This is a genomic window from Bacillus sp. GZB, from assembly GCF_001975995.1.
Lineage (GTDB): Bacteria > Bacillota > Bacilli > Bacillales > Bacillaceae > Bacillus > Bacillus velezensis.
In genome coordinates, this window is the sequence record NZ_MTQG01000010.1 from 540,297 (window position 1) to 559,708 (window position 19,412).

20 protein-coding genes and 3 riboswitches are annotated in these 19,412 nt (G+C 45.9%); of the genes, 14 read left to right on the plus strand and 6 right to left on the minus strand.

Annotated elements, in window-relative coordinates:
- A riboswitch (SAM riboswitch) is annotated at positions 1–155 on the minus strand.
- A 92-nt stretch (positions 156–247) separates the two neighbouring features.
- Positions 248–1,027 carry a carbon-nitrogen family hydrolase gene (locus tag BXO87_RS03115; RefSeq protein ID WP_038457814.1) on the minus strand — a complete coding sequence of 260 codons (780 nt, stop codon included), beginning with the start codon at positions 1,025–1,027 and terminating at the stop codon, positions 248–250.
- 91 nt (positions 1,028–1,118) lie between these two features.
- Here BXO87_RS03115 and BXO87_RS03120 point away from each other — a divergent pair, with 91 nt between their 5' ends.
- The 6 genes from BXO87_RS03120 to spo0E all read left to right on the plus strand — a co-directional run bounded on the left by BXO87_RS03120 (position 1,119) and on the right by spo0E (position 6,136).
- Positions 1,119–2,315, plus strand: coding sequence for a pyridoxal phosphate-dependent aminotransferase (locus tag BXO87_RS03120; protein ID WP_038457815.1), 1,197 nt, complete (start codon positions 1,119–1,121; stop codon positions 2,313–2,315).
- Positions 2,316–2,351: 36 nt separating this feature from the next.
- A riboswitch (SAM riboswitch) is annotated at positions 2,352–2,451 on the plus strand.
- A gap of 81 nt (positions 2,452–2,532) precedes the next feature.
- Complete coding sequence (gene mtnW / locus BXO87_RS03125; RefSeq protein ID WP_038457818.1) at positions 2,533–3,747, plus strand: 2,3-diketo-5-methylthiopentyl-1-phosphate enolase; 1,215 nt, start codon at positions 2,533–2,535, stop codon at positions 3,745–3,747.
- Positions 3,744–4,457: a 2-hydroxy-3-keto-5-methylthiopentenyl-1-phosphate phosphatase gene (gene mtnX / locus BXO87_RS03130; protein WP_038457820.1), complete on the plus strand. Its 714-nt coding sequence runs from the start codon at positions 3,744–3,746 to the stop codon at positions 4,455–4,457. Before mtnW ends, mtnX begins: the two co-directional genes overlap by 4 nt.
- Positions 4,415–5,044, plus strand: coding sequence for a methylthioribulose 1-phosphate dehydratase (locus tag BXO87_RS03135; protein ID WP_022553436.1), 630 nt, complete (start codon positions 4,415–4,417; stop codon positions 5,042–5,044). The genes mtnX and BXO87_RS03135 overlap by 43 nt, the downstream gene beginning before the upstream one ends.
- Positions 5,045–5,059: 15 nt before the next feature.
- Positions 5,060–5,596 carry a 1,2-dihydroxy-3-keto-5-methylthiopentene dioxygenase gene (locus BXO87_RS03140; protein ID WP_032874705.1) on the plus strand — a complete coding sequence of 179 codons (537 nt, stop codon included), beginning with the start codon at positions 5,060–5,062 and terminating at the stop codon, positions 5,594–5,596.
- A gap of 279 nt (positions 5,597–5,875) precedes the next feature.
- Positions 5,876–6,136, plus strand: a complete 261-nt coding sequence (spo0E, locus tag BXO87_RS03145; protein ID WP_003154690.1) for an aspartyl-phosphate phosphatase Spo0E — start codon at positions 5,876–5,878, stop codon at positions 6,134–6,136.
- Between the two features lie 210 nt (positions 6,137–6,346).
- Here spo0E and BXO87_RS03150 read toward each other — a convergent pair whose 3' ends face one another.
- On the minus strand, positions 6,347–7,864 hold the full coding sequence (locus tag BXO87_RS03150; protein WP_061046826.1) for an ATP-binding protein: 1,518 nt from the start codon (positions 7,862–7,864) through the stop codon (positions 6,347–6,349).
- A 198-nt stretch (positions 7,865–8,062) separates the two neighbouring features.
- Here BXO87_RS03150 and mhqR point away from each other — a divergent pair, with 198 nt between their 5' ends.
- Complete coding sequence (gene mhqR, locus BXO87_RS03155) at positions 8,063–8,509, plus strand: MarR family transcriptional regulator MhqR (protein ID WP_007408463.1); 447 nt, start codon at positions 8,063–8,065, stop codon at positions 8,507–8,509.
- 35 nt (positions 8,510–8,544) lie between these two features.
- Here the strand turns inward: mhqR and motB are convergent, their stop codons facing one another.
- From motB to clpE, 3 genes are all read right to left on the minus strand, one after another.
- Positions 8,545–9,330 (minus strand): flagellar motor protein MotB, encoded by a 786-nt coding sequence (gene motB / locus BXO87_RS03160; RefSeq protein ID WP_003154685.1) that lies wholly within the window; start codon positions 9,328–9,330, stop codon positions 8,545–8,547.
- On the minus strand, positions 9,302–10,117 hold the full coding sequence (motA, locus tag BXO87_RS03165; RefSeq protein ID WP_007408461.1) for a flagellar motor stator protein MotA: 816 nt from the start codon (positions 10,115–10,117) through the stop codon (positions 9,302–9,304). Before motA ends, motB begins: the two co-directional genes overlap by 29 nt.
- 169 nt (positions 10,118–10,286) lie before the next feature.
- Complete coding sequence (gene clpE / locus BXO87_RS03170; RefSeq protein WP_076851217.1) at positions 10,287–12,383, minus strand: ATP-dependent protease ATP-binding subunit ClpE; 2,097 nt, start codon at positions 12,381–12,383, stop codon at positions 10,287–10,289.
- A 401-nt stretch (positions 12,384–12,784) separates the two neighbouring features.
- Between clpE and BXO87_RS03180 the strand changes: the two genes are divergently transcribed.
- The 6 genes from BXO87_RS03180 to queF all read left to right on the plus strand — a co-directional run bounded on the left by BXO87_RS03180 (position 12,785) and on the right by queF (position 17,631).
- Positions 12,785–13,822 carry a YkvI family membrane protein gene (locus tag BXO87_RS03180; RefSeq protein ID WP_047935656.1) on the plus strand — a complete coding sequence of 346 codons (1,038 nt, stop codon included), beginning with the start codon at positions 12,785–12,787 and terminating at the stop codon, positions 13,820–13,822.
- Between the two features lie 97 nt (positions 13,823–13,919).
- The gene (locus BXO87_RS03185) at positions 13,920–15,041 is read left to right on the plus strand and encodes a hypothetical protein (protein ID WP_076851218.1); all 1,122 of its coding nucleotides are present in this window, start codon (positions 13,920–13,922) and stop codon (positions 15,039–15,041) included.
- Positions 15,042–15,149: 108 nt separating this feature from the next.
- A riboswitch (PreQ1 riboswitch) is annotated at positions 15,150–15,194 on the plus strand.
- 97 nt (positions 15,195–15,291) lie between these two features.
- Positions 15,292–15,951, plus strand: coding sequence for a 7-cyano-7-deazaguanine synthase QueC (gene queC / locus BXO87_RS03190; protein ID WP_047935659.1), 660 nt, complete (start codon positions 15,292–15,294; stop codon positions 15,949–15,951).
- Entirely contained in the window at positions 15,952–16,395 is a 444-nt protein-coding gene (gene queD, locus BXO87_RS03195; RefSeq protein ID WP_047935660.1) for a 6-carboxytetrahydropterin synthase QueD, read from the plus strand.
- Positions 16,388–17,119 carry a 7-carboxy-7-deazaguanine synthase QueE gene (gene queE / locus BXO87_RS03200; protein WP_003154676.1) on the plus strand — a complete coding sequence of 244 codons (732 nt, stop codon included), beginning with the start codon at positions 16,388–16,390 and terminating at the stop codon, positions 17,117–17,119. Before queD ends, queE begins: the two co-directional genes overlap by 8 nt.
- 17 nt (positions 17,120–17,136) lie before the next feature.
- On the plus strand, positions 17,137–17,631 hold the full coding sequence (gene queF / locus BXO87_RS03205) for a preQ(1) synthase (RefSeq protein ID WP_003154673.1): 495 nt from the start codon (positions 17,137–17,139) through the stop codon (positions 17,629–17,631).
- Positions 17,632–18,127: 496 nt separating this feature from the next.
- On the opposite strand, the gene BXO87_RS03210 is transcribed toward queF, so the two are convergent.
- On the minus strand, positions 18,128–18,496 hold the full coding sequence (locus BXO87_RS03210; protein WP_032871326.1) for a winged helix-turn-helix transcriptional regulator: 369 nt from the start codon (positions 18,494–18,496) through the stop codon (positions 18,128–18,130).
- 168 nt (positions 18,497–18,664) lie between these two features.
- Between BXO87_RS03210 and BXO87_RS03215 the strand changes: the two genes are divergently transcribed.
- The gene (locus BXO87_RS03215) at positions 18,665–19,411 is read left to right on the plus strand and encodes an SDR family NAD(P)-dependent oxidoreductase (RefSeq protein ID WP_020955730.1); all 747 of its coding nucleotides are present in this window, start codon (positions 18,665–18,667) and stop codon (positions 19,409–19,411) included.
- Position 19,412 lies beyond the last annotated feature (1 nt).

Genomic DNA, 19,412 nt, shown 5'->3' on the forward strand with positions numbered 1-19,412 from the left:
CTCTTATCTCTCAGATAACATCTGATGGAATTAGCACCGTGCCTTATGAGACAATCGTCTCGGCGCAAAAATCACGCGCCCCATTTCACAATGGAATTACGGTCGGTTGCTGTTGGGGTCAAAAGGCCAATCCCTCGCCCAACTCTCGATAAGAGAAAAATATATTGATTTGTATCACAATTCGGATTAATCAGTTGATGAAAATATTAGCAGGTGCCGGATATTCTTGTCAACATTTTTTTGAAAATTAATATAAATCACGCCGCAAGTCTTGGAAAACCGGAATAGTTCCCCGCACGTCCGCGCTTTCTGACACATCGATTTCCGCCCGGACGGCGCCTTCCGTCCGGTCTCCTTCGGCTAAAATCCGGCCCCACGGGTCAATAATCAGGCTGTGGCCGGCAAATTCATTATCGGGATTGGACCCCGTGCAGTTAGAGGCTGCGACAAAACATTGGTTTTCAATTGCTCTGGCGATAAGCAGGCTTCGCCAATGATCAAGGCGGGGCAGAGGCCATTCCGCAGAGATAAACAGGACATTCGCGCCCTGGGACGTATGCTTTCTGATCCATTCGGGGAAACGGATATCATAGCAGATCAGCCCGGCGCACTTGACACCGTCAAGCTCAAAGGAACCGTCGCTGTTTCCTGCTGCCAAGTAAAGGTGTTCATCCATCAGCTGAAACAGATGGGCTTTCTGATACCGCTTCACGATCTGTCCGCTGTTATCGGCGATGTACATGGTGTTATAGACATTTTCGCCTTCTTTGACCGCAAAAGATCCGGCAACGAGGTGTACGTTGTATGTTTTTGCCGTTTCTTTAAGCCATTGTTCCGAAACGTTGCCGTTTTCATCCGCCAGCTGGTCTAGCCGTGTGAGATCATAGCCGGTCGTCCACAACTCAGGAAGCACGATTACATCCGCATGGCGGCTTTCTTGCTCAATCAAAGATTCTGCTTTTTTAAAGTTTTCTGAAGGATTTCCGTATGAAATATCAAATTGCAAACAGGAAACGGTCCATTTCATTTTTTAACACCTCAAGTTTCTCTTTACTTTTTTTATTTAACCATATATGATGATGGACTATCATTTCAAGACATTTTTAGAAGGTGAAAATATGAACTTTGAAATCTCAGATGTACTCAAACAGCTGCCGGAACAATTTTTCGCATCATTGGTGCAAAAAGTGAATCAAAAGCTGAAAGAAGGCAGAGACGTCATCAATTTAGGGCAGGGAAACCCTGATCAGCCGACGCCTCAGCATATCGTTGAAGAAATGAAGCGCGCCGTCGAAAGGCCGGAAAATCATAAATACTCATCATTCCGGGGCGCTTACAGCTTCAAAAAAGCAGCCGCTGCATTTTATGAAAGGGAGTACGGGGTCACGCTTGATCCGGAAACGGAAGTCGCTGTGCTGTTCGGAGGCAAGGCGGGACTTGTTGAGCTTCCGCAATGTCTTTTAAACCCGGGAGATACCATTCTGGTGCCTGATCCCGGATATCCTGATTACTGGTCAGGCGTCGCCCTTGCGAAAGCGAAAATGGAAATGATGCCGCTGACAGAAGAAAGAGGGTTTCTCCCTGATTACAGCGTAATTCCTGAAAAGGTGCGGAGCGAGGCGAAGCTGCTGTATCTCAATTATCCGAATAATCCGACCGGCGCTGTGGCGACAGAGGCGTTTTTTGAGGAGACGGTCGGTTTTGCGGAACAAAACGGCATTTGTGTCGTTCATGATTTCGCGTACGGAGCCGTCGGCTTTGACGGTCATAAACCGCTGAGCTTTTTGCAGACCGAAGGCGCAAAAGAGACGGGAATCGAAATCTATACCTTGTCCAAAACGTATAATATGGCGGGCTGGCGGGTCGGATTTGCCGTCGGAAACGCTTCTGTCATCGAAGCGATCAACCTTTATCAGGATCATATGTTTGTCAGCTTGTTTCCCGCGGCGCAGCAGGCGGCGGCAGCCGCTCTTTTAGCGGATCAGGCATGCGTCGCAGCGCAAAATGACAGATATGAATCGAGACGCAATGCATGGATTAAAGCCTGCCGCGATATCGGCTGGGATGTGACGGCTCCGGCGGGCTCCTTTTTTGCATGGCTCCCTGTGCCTGACGGTTATACGTCACAGTCGTTTTCAGATCTGCTGCTCGAGAAAGCGGATGTCGCGGTCGCTGCCGGAAACGGGTTCGGAAAATGGGGGGAAGGCTATATAAGAGTCGGTCTTCTGACAAGTGAAGAAAGACTTAAAGAAGCTGCGGAACGGATCGGGAAACTGAATCTTTTCACCCGAAAAAGCATTGACATATCAGGATAACAATGCGATAATTCAAAATACTTTATAAAATCATTATTCTTATCAAGAGCAGGCAGAGGGACGAGCCCGATGAAGCCCGGCAACCGACTGATAAAGCACGGTGCTAATTCTTGCAGCAGGAGCTGAGAGATAAGATTCGGACATAACACGAAGCCTCTTTCTGCTCATACGGAAGAGGTTTTTTTATGTTTTGCGAAAGAAAGAGAGGCGTTCACGCATGAGCGAAGTATTGGCAACATATCTTCTGACAGACACAACGGACAGTGAAAAGCGGGCGGAACAGATTGCGGCGGGGCTGACAGTAGGCTCCTGGACTGACCTGCCCCTGGTGAAGCAGGAACAGCTCAGAAAACATAAAGGGCGGGTCGTAAAAGTTGAGGAGAAAGAAGGAACCTCAGAAAACGAAACACAATCCGCCATCACCATCGCCTACCCCGAGGCGAACTTTTCAAGAGATATTCCGGCCGTCCTGACGACGGTATTCGGAAAGCTGTCACTGGACGGAAAAATAAAATTGACTGATCTTAAATTTTCCGAAGGGTTTAAACGCTCCCTTCCCGGGCCGAAATTCGGTATATACGGCATCCGCAAACTGCTGGGCGAATTTGAAAGACCGCTTCTGATGAGCATATTTAAAGGCGTGATCGGACGGGATCTCGCCGACATTAAAGAACAGCTCAGACAGCAGGCGCTCGGCGGCGTGGATCTGATTAAAGATGACGAAATTTTCTTTGAAAATGAACTGGCTCCGTTTGAAACCCGCATTATCGAAGGAAAACAAGTCCTGAAGGAAACCCGGGAGGAGACGGGGCATAAAACGCTGTATGCCGTAAACCTTACGGGAAGGACCGCTGAATTGCGGGATAAAGCGAGGCGCGCGGCAGAACTCGGGGCGGACGCGCTTTTATTGAATGTGTTCGCTTACGGTTTAGATGTGATGCAGAGCCTTGCTGAAGACAGGGAAATCCCGCTTCCGATCATGGCGCATCCGGCAGTCAGCGGCGCGTTCACATCATCTCCCGTTTACGGCTTGTCGCATGCGCTTTTGCTCGGCAAGCTGAACCGCTATTGCGGCGCTGATTTCAGTCTATTTCCGTCACCTTACGGATCCGTTGCTCTTCCGAAGGAGTCCGCACTTGCAATCCATGATGAATGTGTAAAAGACGATGTCTTTCATCCGTCGTTTGCCGTCCCGTCAGCAGGCATTCACCCCGGTATGGTGCCATTATTGATGCGCGATTTCGGCATCGATCACATCATCAATGCCGGCGGAGGCATTCACGGCCATCCGAAAGGAGCCGAGGGGGGCGGAAGAGCGTTCCGCGCCGTCATTGATGCGGTGCTTGAAGCGCAGCCGATTGAAGAAAAAGCCGCGTCGTGCAAAGATCTTCAGCTTGCATTAGACAAATGGGGAAGGGTGGAAGCAGTATGACCCGCACGCCCCGCACGCCGCTGATTATTTGTGATTTCGACGGAACGGTCACCATGAACGACAACATTGTCAGCATGATGAAAGAATTCGCGCCTCCTGAGTGGCTTGAATTAAAAGACGGTGTTCTGTCTAAAAGCATATCAATCCAAGAAGGAGTCGGACGGATGTTCGGACTGCTGCCGAGCAGCTTAAAAGAAGAACTGACCGGCTTTATCCTGAAGGATGCGAAAATACGGGACGGCTTTTTGGATTTTGTCTCGTTTGTCCGGTCAAACGGCCTCCCGTTTTATATCGTAAGCGGGGGAATGGACTTTTTTGTGCATCCGCTTTTGGAAGGGATCGTAGAAAAGGAGCGGATTTTCTGCAATCATGCATCCTTTGACAATGAATATATTCATATAGACTGGCCGCACGCCTGTGACGGAGACTGTACCAATCAATGCGGCTGCTGCAAACCGTCAGTCATCCGGAAGCTATCCGATCAGCAGAAATTTCTCGTTATGATCGGTGATTCGGTCACGGATGTCGAGGCTGCAAAGTTATCCGATATGTGCTTTGCGAGAGATTATCTTTTGACTGAATGCAAAGAACTCGGCCTCCGGCATCTGCCTTTTCAAGATTTTCATGAGGTGAAAACAGGCATTGAAAACATCGGGGAGGTGCAGGCATGGCTGCAAAAGAAGAACGCTGGCGCGAACTTGCCGAGGTAAAACGCGAGCTGGCCGAAAGAGACTGGTTCCCGGCAACGAGCGGGAATCTTTCCATCAAAGTATCCGACGGGCCGCTGACTTTTCTCGTTACGGCGAGCGGAAAAGACAAACGAAAAGAAACAGACGAAGATTTTCTCTTAATCGATGAGAATGGGAAGCCCGCTGAGACCGGCCATTCTTTAAAACCCTCAGCGGAAACGCTTCTTCATACTTACTTATACCAAAAGACAGACGCCGGCTGCTGTCTGCATGTCCATACCGTCAATAATAATGTCATCTCAGAGCTTTACGGGGATGAAAAACAAATCACTTTTCAGGGGCAGGAGATGATTAAGGCGCTCGGATTATGGGAGGAAAACGCGTCCGTGACCGTTCCGATCATTGACAATCCGGCGCATATCCCGGCATTGGCCGAAAACTTCGCGCACCATGCGGACGCCGGCTCAGGCGCGGTGTTAATCCGCAATCACGGCATTACGGCATGGGGGCGGACCGCATTTGAAGCGAAAAGGGTGCTGGAAGCCTATGAATTTTTATTCAGCTGTCACCTCAAGCTTCTGTCACTTCGTCCGCAGCTGGTAAAATAAAAGGAGGAATAGAAAATGGCGACCATCAGAATTCATGACGAAAAGAATACGCTCATTGAAAAACAGGAAGAAGTAGCGCGCTTCTTAGACGAACAAGAGGTGATCTATGAGCAGTGGAACATTGAAAAACTTCCGTCTGGGCTTTCGGAAAAATTCGATCTAACCGAAGATGAAAAAGAACGGATTCTCGCGGCGTTTGACACTGAGATTCAGGACATTTCAGCCCGGCGCGGATATCAGTCTCAGGATGTCATTTCTTTATCAGATACCACGCCGAATCTTGATGAATTATTAAAAAATTTTCAAAGAGAACATCACCACACGGATGATGAAGTCCGCTTTATCGTCAGCGGACACGGCATCTTCGTCATTCAAGGCAAAGACGGCACATTTTTCGACGTTCGTTTAAATCCGGGAGATTTGATTTCAGTTCCGGAGAACATCCGCCACTACTTTACGCTTCAGGAAGACCGCCGGGTCGTCGCAATCCGAATCTTCGTGACGACTGAGGGCTGGGTGCCGATTTACGAGAATGAAAGTGTGCAAAACTGATAGACGTCCGAACCTCTCATGCCCCCGCCGGCATGAGAGGTTTTTTATTGTAATGTAAAGTCAGCTGTGGCTGTTTTTTAAATCTTGAATATGCCGCATTCTGTTTATATCATTACCCGAATGGGTATTATTCTCGTATTCATGCAAAGATTCCAATACGAAATGAAAAAATAAGTTATTTAGTAAAAAAATGTTTACAAATAAAGTATAATCTGTAATAATGCTCAATAACCCAATCAAACTTGTTTCCTATTCTTTTAGCGGTGAGGGGTGAAGTGAATGGGCAGTTATTCTGAACAAGAAAAATTGCTTGTATCTATTGATAAAAAAAGAAAAATGATGATAGATGCGGCTAACAGGCAAGGGTTTACAGGATATGACACGATCAGGCACAGCCAGGAACTGGACTGTCTGATGAACGCGTATCAGCAGCTGGTAAACCGTGATCGCACACATCACCAAGGAATACAGGGCCTTGTGAAGAAAATAGGCTTGTTCTCCCGCGGTGACGTCATGCCTGCATATGAAGCAAACAAATGATTGATGATAAAACAGATAACGAAGACTGAATGCGCTTCCTGATCAAGCGCCGCATCCGAAAGATGACCGCGTACAGTCAGCACATTTTTCCGCTGGCACGGCTCACGAAGCGCCTCGTACTATCTGCCGGCTATGATGCCGTTCCTCTGGTATATCCTCTTACACATATTCTTCTTTAATTAAAAAACACCCCGATCCAGGGTGTTTTTTTCATCGAGAAGCGGCAGGGAGGGTGATGGTGACCTCTGTGCCCTTATCGACTTCGCTTTGAATGTCAATTGAACCGCCGTACATCAGCATGATTCGTTTACATACGACAAGGCCGAGGCCGGTGCCTTTTTCCTTTGACGTTACAAACGGAAGAAAAATGTGTTCAAGCATATCTTCAGAAATGCCCATTCCGTTGTCGGCCACCTTAATGACTGCTTTATGATCGCGGGCTTCTAAATAGATGGACAGCCGGCCGCCTTCCTGCATGGATTCCAACGCGTTTTTCGCGACATTTAAAATCACCTGTTTAATATGGTCTTTCGTGCAGTTGACCTTGAGCGGCCGATTGACGAGAATCTCCACATTCACTTCCACATTATACAGATTCCCTTCAGAATAAATAATCGGCATAATCTCATCAAGAATATCCTGCAGCGAGTTCACTTCCAACCGTTCAGCAGTGGGTTTTCCAAGCACTAAAAACTCACTGACAATCTGATTGATCCGTTTAATCTCCTGCTCAATAATTGAGAAATACAGCTGATCTTCCTCCGATTTGTATTTTTTCTGCAAAAGCTGAATGAAGCCGCTGATCCCTGTAAGCGGGTTGCGGATTTCATGGGCGGTGCTGGCGGCAAGCGTTCCGATCAGCTCCAATTTCTGCGCTTCATTTTGAGCGCGCTCCAGCTGGGTCTTGCGCTTAAGCAAATAATATTGAACGAGGATGAACAGAATATTCAGCAGCACGGCAATACTGGACATCGGCAGCAGCACGCTTTTGGTCAGCTCATTCAGCTCAACCGGTTTCGGATAAACATTGATATTCCAATTAATATCATCCAGATACCCGCTGACCGGTTTCACACCTTCTGATTGATCAGCCCGTCCGCTGGCAAATATCACTTTATTCTGATTGGTTGCCTTGACATAAACGTCAGGGCTCAGCATATTGATCATATTTCTCAAATAATCGACTTGTATGGCGGCTACTAAATAATCCGTGACTTCCCGTTCTGCGTCTAACACCGGCACGCAGATCGTGAAGATGCGCTGGCCTGTAATTCTGCTGGAGTAGTCATTTGTGATGACCGTTTTTTTCGTTTTTTTCGCCTTCGTAAAATACGGTCTGTCGGCCAAATTCACCTTTGATTTCAGATCAGTCGTGCTTGCGATGACATCACCTTTGGAATTCAGCATATACAGTCCGCTGAATCTGGGTTCATCCTCAAAAGCCTGATCGAGAATGTCAATGATCTTTTCTTCATTGACAGGCTTATCGACAGCGATCGCAAGTGTTGTCATCCGGGCTTTTGTTTCACCGATTAAATAATTGAGCTTATTGCGGTGAAGGTTGAGCATCATACTGGCTTCCTGTATGTGTTTATCGGCTATTTTCTGCTTTTCTTTTTCATAAATGAAAAAGCTGATAATAAGTGCCGGGATGATCACCAATATGAGATAAAGCTTGATCTTTCCCCGGGCACCTTTAAATGTATTCACTCTGCATCGCTCCAACATTACACTTGAATAGAGGTATTATATCATTTTTATACTTCTTTAATAAGAAAAAATAACCAAAATGATAGAAAAACAAATTATTTTATTAAGGTCTGACAAAAAGAAGAGAAATTTTGGAAACATTTTTGTTGACATTTTTCATTTTGTTTATTAATGTTTCTCTGTAACGGTTTCTTTTGTAAAAGGATGATTGAATGTATGACGGATAAAACAGAAAACTCATTGAAATTATTTATTGTACTGTCACGTGCGTACCGATCTATTAACGACCATATGAATAAACATATTCATAAGCACGGCCTGAACCCGACGGAATTTGCGGTGCTTGAGCTGCTGTACCACAAAGGCAACCAGCCGCTTCAGCAGATCGGCGACAAAATTTTATTAGCGAGCGGAAGTATTACATACGTTGTTGACAAATTAGAGAAAAAAGAACTTCTCATCAGAAAAGCCTCGCCGACTGACAGAAGAGTGACTTTCGCACAGATTTCCGAAAAGGGAATCCGTCTTTTGGACGATATTTTTCCTGATCATGCTGACGAAATTAAAGAAATGATCAGTGTGCTGAGTGATGAAGAGATAGAAATGTGTACGGAAATGCTGAAAAGAGTGGGGTTAAACGCTAAACATTTTCATCAGAAATAAAAAAGGAAGCCATTTGAAAGGCTTCCTTTTTTATATTACTGATTTTGGTCAGTCGCGGCGTTTCTAGGCTGTATCAATACCTCGACGCGCCTGTTTTTGCTGCGCCCTTCGGCGGTTTTGTTCGACACGGCCGGTTTATACTCTCCGAAACCTTTGGCGCTGAATACTTTTGCGTCAAGTTTCGGGTTTTCTGTCAGAATAGCCATGAAGTTGACGGCCCGCATGACGCTTAAATGCCAGTTAGATTGATATTGTGAGTTTTTAATCGGTACATTGTCCGTATGTCCGCTGATAATAATGTTCCTTGGCGGATTCAGCACAAGGAGATTCGAGATTTCCTTGGCAAGCGGAATATCTTCCTGACGGATATCCGCCCGTCCGGAATCAAAAAAGATACTGTCTTTAATGGTAATTAAGAGTCCTTCTTTAGTCAGCTTTGTTTCCAGCTGAGTTTCAAGCTTTTTATTTTTTATAAATTGATTGACTTGCTTTTGCACGCCTTCAAGTTCTTCGCGGTCGGCTGCTTCTCTTTCTTTCTTTTTCTGTTCTTTATCTTTTTCCTTGTCTTTTTTTAACTGATCAACGCCGTCTTTTTCGTTTTCAGGAGGGGTGACGCTTGAATATTCAAGAACACCCGTGCCTCCGGTAAACACGGCGTTAAATGATTTAGACAGCATTTGGAATTTCGCCGCATCGACCGAGCTCATGGCGAACAATACAATGAACAGAGCCAAAAGAAGGGTGAGCAAATCCGCGTACGGGATCAGCCAAGACTCATCCACATGCTCGTCATCATGCTTCTTCTTCTTTTTTCTCGCCATTGTTTGCCTCTCCTTCTTGTTCAGCGACTTTTGCGCGTTCATTCGCAGGAAGATACATGAGAAGTTTTTGTTCGATCACTTTCGGGGCCTGTCCTTCAAGCACTGACAGAACGCCTTCGATCATGATTTCACGCAGTTTGACTTCCTGCTTTGATTTGCGTTTCAGTTTGTTGGCGAAGGGATGCCATAGTACATATCCTGTGAAAATCCCGAGAAGGGTGGCGACAAACGCCGCACTGATGGCATGTCCGAGCGCCTCGGTATTGTTCATGTTGGAAAGAGCCGCGATAAGGCCGATGACCGCACCCAAAACGCCGAGTGTCGGCGCATATGTGCCGGCTTGTGTAAAGATGGCTGCGCCGGCCTGGTGTCTGTCTTCCATCGCTTCAACTTCCTCAGTCATAATATCTCTGATAAATTCTGCGCTTTGTCCGTCAACCGCCATGCTCAGGCCGTTTTTCAAAAATGCGTCATCCACGTCTTCAATGCTTGCTTCCAATGCGAGCAGACCTTCACGTCTGGCGATTTGCGCCCATTGAGAGAACATAGGAATTAATTGCGCAATTGTCAGCTGTTTGTTTTCTTTAAACAGCACTTTAAAAAGGGCAGGCACTTTTTTGATTTCTTTTCCGGGAAATGCGATGATCACCGCAGAAATCGTACCGAACAAAATAATCAGAATAGCTGCCGGGTTAGCGAGTGCGCTTAAGCTGACCCCTTTCAGCACCATGCCCACGCTTAAAGCAATCAAGGCGAGGATGATACCGATAATCGATGTTTTATCCATAGTTTTCACCAAATCCTTTATACTAGCTTTCTATGGTTAATATCGGTGGCAGTGCATGGAACTTTAGGGTGATTGAGAAATTGTTCCCGAATTCTTCACAGTTTCTCCCTTCCGGCATGGAGAAAGAAACAAAAAAGCGGCTCCCCGCGAGGAGGGAACCGCTTTTTTCTTATTGTGCCCGGACTTTGATGCCGTCCTCTTCCATTACGACATGGAAGGCTTTTATTTCGTTGTTATCCAATAAGAGATCTGTCATTTCGTCCTCGATCAATTCTTGGATGGTTCTTCTGAGCGGGCGTGCTCCGAAAGCTGGGTGGTAGCCGATTTCAGCGATTTTTTCTTTCGCTTCGTCCGTTACGCTCAGGCTGATGCCGCGCTCTTTTAATGTGTCTTCAAGCTCTGTGAGAAGCAGGCTGACGATTTTCACGAGATGTTCTTTTTTCAGGGATTGGAATTCAATGATGCTGTCAAACCGGTTTAAAAACTCCGGTTTGAAGAACGCGCTCAGTGAATCAATCAGCGTTTGTTCTTCCAGGACGCTCTCTTCAGATTGGAATCCGACTTTCACCTGTTTTTCGCCGGTTCCAGCGTTGCTTGTCATAATCAAAACGGTATCTTTGAAGCTGACCGTTCTGCCCTGGCTGTCTGTCAGACGGCCGTCCTCCATAATCTGCAGAAACATATGCTGGACATCAGGGTGGGCTTTTTCAATCTCATCGAGCAGCACGATGCTGTACGGATTGCGGCGCACTTTTTCCGTTAATTGACCGGCTTCATCGTGTCCGACATATCCCGGCGGTGAACCGATAATTTTTGATACGGCGTGTTTTTCCATGTATTCACTCATATCGAGACGGATAATGGAATCTTTTGTACCGAACAGTTCATCTGCGAGTGTCTTTGATAACTCGGTTTTTCCGACTCCGGTCGGTCCGACAAAGAGGAAGGAGCCGACAGGTCTGTTTTTGGATTTTAAGCCGGCGCGGCTTCGTCTGACCGCTTTCGCCACTTTTTTCACGGCTTTTTCCTGACCGATGACGCGCTGATGAAGATGCTCTTCAAGTTCCTTCATTTTGACTTGTTCATCAGCCTGGAGTTTTCCGACCGGAATGCCTGTTTTCTGTTCAATGATGGCTTGAATATGCTCCGCCCCGATTTCAGGTGAAGAGGCCGGTGTTTCATGCGCCAGCTGCTTTTCCAACGCCGCTTCTTCATCACGCAGTTTCGCGGCAAGCTCATAATTTTCTTCATGAAGCGCTTTTGTTTTCTCCGCGTCAATTGCTTTGAGTCTCTCAGCCGCATCTTCTTCATTTACGGTATCAAGCTCCAGGTTCGCCTTAGAGCCGGCTTCATCTAATAAGTCGATCGCTTTATCCGGCAGGTGGCGGTCCTGAATGTAACGGGATGAAAGCGTAACACAGGCGTTTATCGCTTCATTGCTGAATGTGACGCCGTGGTATTTCTCGTATTTATCTTTAATGCCTTCCAGAATGCTGATGGCTTGTTCTATTGTAGGCTCGTGAACCATGACAGGCTGGAAGCGTCTTTCAAGCGCCGCATCTTTTTCAATCTGGCGGTACTCTTTCAGCGTTGTCGCCCCGATGACCTGCAGCTCGCCTCTGGCAAGCGCCGGTTTCAGGATGTTCCCGGCATCCATTGATCCCTCGGCAGAGCCGGCGCCTACAAGAAGGTGAATCTCGTCAATGAACAAGATGACGTTTTTCCGTTCTTTTAATTCGTTCATTAATTGTTTCATTCTTTCTTCAAACTGGCCTCTGATCCCTGTATTGGCGACTAGAGAAGCGACGTCAAGCAGGTAAAGCTCTTTGTTTTTCAATTTGTTCGGCACATCGCCTTCAGCGATTTTAAGCGCGAGGCCTTCTGCAATAGCCGTTTTACCGACGCCCGGCTCACCGATCAGCACCGGATTGTTTTTATTCCGGCGGTTCAAAATTTCAATTACGCGCGCCACTTCATGATCGCGGCCGATCACATGGTCAATCAGACCTGCTTTTGCGCCGTTAGTGACGTTTTGAGCGAGCTCGTCGAGCAGGCCTTTTTCAGGGCCGGCCTGCTGTTTATTTTGATTGGGAGCGAAACCTTGCTCAAACGGGAATCCGAATGATTGCGGCCCCATGCTCATAGACGGTTTTCGGGTTAATTCTGTATAACATGTTTCACATAAAACGAATTGTTTTTGAATGGAATTGACTTGCATGTTCAGGCGAATCGTCGCCTCGTTTTTCTGACAATGTTGACAACGCATTTGCCAAAACCTCCTCGAAAAATGTTTGATCATCTTTGACCAAATGGATTAGAAAATAAGGTCTTAACTTTGACCTTCTTTGATTAATAGTATACTCTGACCTTCTTTGACTTTCAAGTGTTTTGTTTCAAACCCTGAAAAATAAATGTTTACAGCATGATAAGTGATATTTGTGAGGTTTGATTATTTTTGACCAATATAGTCAGAAAGGAAATGAAATGCTTTGACCTTTCTTGATGAAGAGTATACGCCGGCCCTTTTTTTCTTTCAATATTTTTGCTTAGAGGAGAGAGCTGAATCTGTATTCTCCGGGGAAGGACGATTTGTTCGTCTTTTCGGGCGACTTGTCTCATAAGCATATATAAAGGCCTGGACAAATCTGCGCTTAGCCGGAGGGTGAAATGGGACAAACAAAAGGTTCTGCAAGTCAGCTTGCATTTGTATACGTAGGCACGGTTGTAGGAGCCGGTTTTGCCACGGGACGGGAAATCGTTGAGTTTTTTCTGAAGTTTGGCTGGATCGGTCTGTTCGGTATCGTGGTAAGCGGTCTGATGTTTACATATTTAGGCGCCAAAATCATGATCATTTCCAAACGGATTCATGCAGCATCTTATCAGGAATTGAACACATATTTATTCGGCCAGTCCATCGGCCGCGCCGTGAACATGTTTATGATGTTTATATTGCTGGGAGTGACCTCTGTCATGCTGTCCGGAGCGGGAGCGCTGTTTCATGAACAGCTTGGCTGGTCCGCACAAGCGGGGATCCTTCTGACGATCGTACTGAGCTTTGCCGTCATGACAAGCGGCGTTAAAGGTGTGTTCGGCGTCAATATATTGGTTGTGCCGCTTTTAATTTCTTTCTCTTTTATCGTGACAGCAGATTCATTTGTATTTACAAGCACGAGAAACGCGGACGAATGGGTATGGCCTGACAAGTGGAATTGGCTTTTGTCCGCCGTCTCTTACGGCTCGTTAAATTTATCGCTCGCCCAAGCCGTGCTTGTGCCGCTTGCGAATGAAATGTCTTCAGAGAAGGTGATCAGAAGGGGGGCTTATTTTGGCGGCGTTCTGTTGACACTGGTGCTTGCCGCGAGCTTTTTATCATTATCGGTGCTGCCGGATGTGCTGGAGTTTGACATTCCGATGGCTCAAGTCGTCTATTCGTATTCGCGTTCACTTCATATCATTTATTTGTTTATTATTTTCGGGGAAGTGTTTACGTCGGTCATCGGTAATTTATACGGATTGGAAAAACAATTAAACAGTTTTCTTCATATAAAAAGTACATATATTTACGGCGGCATTTTGGCGTTTGCTTTCATTATCAGCCAAATCGGCTACGGACAGCTGATTTCCACCGTTTATCCGGTGTTTGGGTATGTGAGCCTCGCTTTCATCGGCGCATTGATTTGCAAAAAAATCCCGAAAGAAAAATAAGGATATAAGGAAAATGTCTGTATTTTTTGGGAATTCCCCTTCTTTTTTCCTGACATTTCTGTATAATGAATTGGGAAATGATGGGGAGGAGTAAGAGATGAAAGCTCGACGTGTATTATTGGGATTTATTTTTATTTGTATCGGCATTGCGTTTTTTTTACAGAGGGCGGGAGTTATTCATATATCCGCAGGTTCGGCGTGGCCGTTTCTTTTCATTATAATGTCCGCAGGGTTCCACGCCGGATTTATTTTTGCGAAAAAAACGCCTGAACAGGCGGAATTGCTCGTTCCGGGCGGTATGTTTCTTGTGCTGGGCTGCCTGTTTTGTTTTGAAACGGCAACGGGATGGACGTATTCAGGCGTGACGTGGCCTGTTTATATATGGGCGCCTGCTCTCGGTCTGTTTGAGCTGTGGTATTTCGGCGGGAGGAAGTTAGGTGTATTGATTCCTGCTTTCATCCTGACAGCCGTGGGAGCACTATGCTTTGCCGGTATGCTGATGACGGGGCTGTGGCCGCTTTTGATCATCGCAGCCGCGCTTTTGTTTCACGCCGCTGCCTTTATGCAGCCGAAAAAAAGATCGGGCCTTCTTATTCCGGGCGGCATTTTGCTTGTGACGGGCGGGTTGTTATGGTTTGAAACGCTGACGGATTGGACATACGCAAATGTGACATCGCCTGTCTACCTCTTTGCCGTTGCGTTCGGCCTGTTTGAAGCCTGGCTGTTCGGCAGAAGGCAAAGAGGGCTTTTGACTGCTGCGGCGGTTCTGTGCGCCGCGGGCATTTTCGGCATATTCACCAATGCAAATGAAGCCATCAGCGAACGCGGCTGGCCCGCTCTCATTCTTTTGCTGGGCGCCGCTTTTCACATTCCGATTTTCGGCCCGAAACCTGTCAAAAACGCAGGACTTCTTGTACCGGGCGGCATCTTATTGATTACGGGGATCTTGTTTGTCTTTGAAACGGCAACCAATTGGTCCTACTCCGGTGTGACATGGCCTGTTTACCTGCTTGCAACGGCATTCGGTTTATTTGAGCTATGGCTGTTCGGCGGGAAACAGAAGGCGCTGCTCATCCCGGTTGCGGTGCTGACCTTGACAGCACTTTCTTTTATGATGACGAATCAGCCGATCATTCCGGTTTCTGTTTTCTGGCCTGCTTTATTTGTTCTGATCGGGATTGCGCTGATGGTATTTCCGGGGAAAAAACGCGGGGCTTAAACCCGCTTTTGCAGCCTGATACAGGGTTCAGGCTGTTTTTTTATTGTCACGGGAAACAACATTATGGTATGATAGCAAAAGTGAAAAAAGAAGAAAATCCGTATTGATGCGGGAGAGGTTCTAGCTACACCCTCTATAAAAAACTAAGGACGAGCTGTATCCTTGGATACGGTTTTTTTTATGTTTTTTAGGGCGCCTTCTCCGAAAAAGGCGCTTTTTTTATGGAATGATAGATAAGGGAGAGAAAGACATGAAAAAAGAAAAAGCAGTTGTGGTGTTCAGCGGAGGCCAAGACAGCACGACTTGTTTATTATGGGCTATGCAAAACTTTGAAGAAGTGGAAACCGTTACATTCCATTATAATCAGCGTCACCAAGAAGAAATCGATGTGGCAAAATCGATTGCCGAAAAGCTCGGTGTCAAAAATCACTTGCTTGATATGTCTCTTTTAAATCAGCTCGCGCCGAATGCGCTGACAAGAGATGATATCGAAATTGAAGCGAAGGACGGGGAACTGCCGACAACCTTTGTGCCGGGACGCAACCTTGTATTTTTATCCTTTGCATCGATTCTTGCATATCAAATCGGCGCGCGCCACATTATCACCGGTGTTTGCGAGACTGATTTCAGCGGCTACCCGGACTGCCGTGACGAGTTCGTCAAATCCTGCAATGTCACCGTCAACCTGGCGATGGAAAAGCCGTTCGTCATTCATACGCCGCTTATGTGGCTGAACAAAGCGGAAACGTGGAAACTTGCGGATGAGCTCGGCGCGCTTGATTTTGTAAAGAATAACACACTGACTTGCTATAACGGCATCATTGCGGACGGATGCGGCGAATGCCCGGCATGCCTGCTCCGCAATAAAGGATATGATGAATATATGAAAATGAAAGGAGAGCGAAACTAATTGCTTTCTCAAATTTACCCGCAGGTTCAGCATCCTTATTCGTTTGAGTTGAATAAGGACATGCACATCTCAGCCGCGCACTTTATTCCCCGCGAAAGCGCCGGAGCGTGCAGCAGAGTCCACGGGCACACGTATACAGTAAATATTACAGTTGCGGGGGATGAACTGGACGATTCAGGCTTTCTCGTGAATTTCAGCGTGCTGAAGAAATTGGTGCACGGCGCTTATGACCATACATTGCTGAATGACCATGACGAGTTTTCTGCTGATGATGACAAATATTCACTGCCGACGACCGAGGTCGTGGCCAAAACGATTTACGATAAGGTGCAGTCCTACCTCGAAACACTGGAGAATCAGCCGGTCTGCGTGCAGATTTTTGTCAGGGAAACCCCGACAAGCTATTGCGTATACCGCCCGAAAAAAGGTGATAGGAATGGCTAAAGGAATTCCGGTATTAGAAATTTTCGGACCGACGATACAAGGGGAGGGCATGGTTATCGGCCAGAAAACCATGTTCGTCCGCACGGCGGGCTGCGACTACTCTTGCAGCTGGTGCGACTCCGCTTTTACATGGGACGGCTCAGCCAAAAAAGATATCCGCTGGATGACGGCGGAAGACATTTACCGCGAGCTGAGAGAAATCGGCGGAGACGCCTTTTCCCATGTCACCATCTCAGGAGGAAACCCGGCGCTGTTAAAGCAGCTTGACGCGCTGATTCTGCTGCTGAAAGAGCACGGGGTGCGCGCCGCTTTAGAAACGCAGGGAACGGTCTATCAGGATTGGTTCACAATGATTAACGACCTGACGATTTCACCGAAGCCGCCAAGTTCGGGGATGACAACCGATTTTGCAAAGCTCGATCACATTGTGTCTTCGCTTGATGCGGCAGAAAGGCTTAACGCGGTCAGCTTAAAGGTCGTCATTTTTAATGATGAAGATCTGCAATTCGCGAAAACCGTGCACAAGCGGTATCCGAATATCCCGTTTTATCTTCAGGTCGGAAACGATAACGTCCATACGACGGACGACCGGGCATTGATCGCACATCTGCTCGGAAAATACGAAACACTCGTTGATAAGGTTTCAGCCGATTCGGATCTGAATCTCGTCAGAGTCCTGCCTCAGCTGCATACATTGCTTTGGGGCAATAAACGGGGAGTTTAATAGAAAGGGAGATTTATATGACAAGAAAAGAATCAGAATTAGAAGGAGTTACGCTCCTGGGGAATCAAGGGACAAACTATTTATTTGAATATGCGCCGGAGGTTTTGGAATCATTTCCGAATAAACACGTGAACCGTGATTATTTCGTTAAATTCAACTGCCCGGAATTTACGTCGCTTTGCCCCAAAACGGGACAGCCGGATTTTGCAACCATCTACATCAGCTATATTCCGGACGAAAAAATGGTGGAAAGCAAATCGCTGAAGCTGTATCTTTTCAGCTTCCGCAACCACGGAGATTTCCACGAGGACTGCATGAACATCATCATGAATGATTTGATCGAATTAATGGACCCCCGCTACATTGAAGTATGGGGCAAATTCACGCCTAGAGGCGGAATCTCGATTGACCCGTATACAAACTACGGCAGACCGGGAACAAAATATGAAAAAATGGCCGAACATCGGATGATGAATCATGATATGTACCCGGAGACGATTGATAATCGGTAATTATTCCGTTGTGTGATACGGAGTGTGAAACGAAGTGGAGTCACAGTAAAATCCGAACATTCAGTGCTGATTTTCAGCGGAATTGTGACCGAGTCACAGCGAAGTGTGACCAGCACTAAGCTCAATAAAAGTGTGACCTGAGGTGCAACCTGAACTGTGACTTTTATGCAGTGAAAAATTGATAGTACAGAAGCAGATTAAGGCGTACAATTTGTACGTCTTTTCTTTTTTATCCGAAAGAAAAAATGCCTATCTAGAGATCATAGGCATTAAATATTATTATCAATATCTTCATTTATTTTTTGGCTAAGTTTCTGAACCTTCTCTTTAACATTTGAAACAGCTCTTTTTTGAATTTCATCAAAGTTTTCCTGAATATAGTCCATGACACTTCTTATTAGAACTTCACTTTCAAAATTGAATATCTCATTTATTTCTGACTGTTCTTCATCTGTTAGGTGATGGTATTGAAGTTGTTTAGCATTTACTTCAGCAGCTACATCAATCCTAACTTTAGTTGTTCTGGTTGTACAATTTCATATTCACCTTCTGCATACTTTTGCTCCGCATAATGGCCTCCCCATTGACAGAGCTCCTGCAAGATAGGTTTAAGAGATTCTCCAAGTTCAGTGGATGAATATTCAACCTTCGGCGGTACTTGATTATACATCTTTCTGCTCACAAGTCCACTGGCTTCAAGCTCTCTAAGTGTTTGAATCAGCATTTTCTGAGTTATATTTGGGATCATGCGCTTTAATTCACTCGTTCTCTTTGGTCCATTCATTAAAAAGTATAATACAAGGCCTTTCCATTTTCCGCCAATAACTTCCTTTGTCACTTCAAACCCACAGCTAAATTTTTTCATGTCTAAAGCTCTCCATTCCACATTTATTACTTTTTAGTTACTATATCACAAAAAAGTGGGTACTTCCGATAATGTGCTTACTGAAGGATACTATATCTTGTAAGTTGTTCTTCAAGTACTTAAAGGTACTAGACATAAAATAAAATCAATTCTAAAGGAGTGTTAAGTATGGGTAAATTTGAAGGTAAAATAGCGCTTGTAACGGGTGGAACAAGTGGGATTGGTCTTGCTACAGCACAAAAATTTGTAAACGAAGGTGCATATGTTTATATCACGGGACGTAGACAAAACGAACTTGATAAAGCTGTTAACCAAATTGGCAAGAACGTAACCGGTGTTCAAGGTGATATTTCTAAGCTAGAAGACTTAGACAAACTATATGACATGATAAAGCAGGAAAAAGGTAAGTTGGACATTCTTTTTGCTAATGCAGGCACCGGCAACTTCCTTCCATTAGGTGAAATTACTGAAGAGCAGGTTGATAGAACGTTCGACATTAACGTTAAAGGAACCATCTTTACTGTTCAAAAAGCGTTATCACTATTCCCGGACAAAGTAGGTTCTATTATTGTAACGGGCTCTACTGCTGGATCAATTGGCAACCCAGCGTTTAGTGTATATGGAGCATCTAAAGCAGCATTAAGAGCACTGGTTCGCAACTGGATTCTTGACCTAAAAGGTACTGAAATCCGTGTAAATGTGGTGAGTCCAGGAGCTATTCTTACACCTGCATACGATGAGCTTTTTGGTGATGCACTTGAAGGAGCAATGGAAAATACCAGAAATACTGTTCCAGCTGGAAAAGTTGGGACACCTGAAGAAGTAGCAAACGCTGTATCTTTCCTTGCTTCAGACGAAAGCAGTTACTTGACGGGTGTTGAATTGTTCGTAGATGGCGGGCTAGCACAGGTATAAT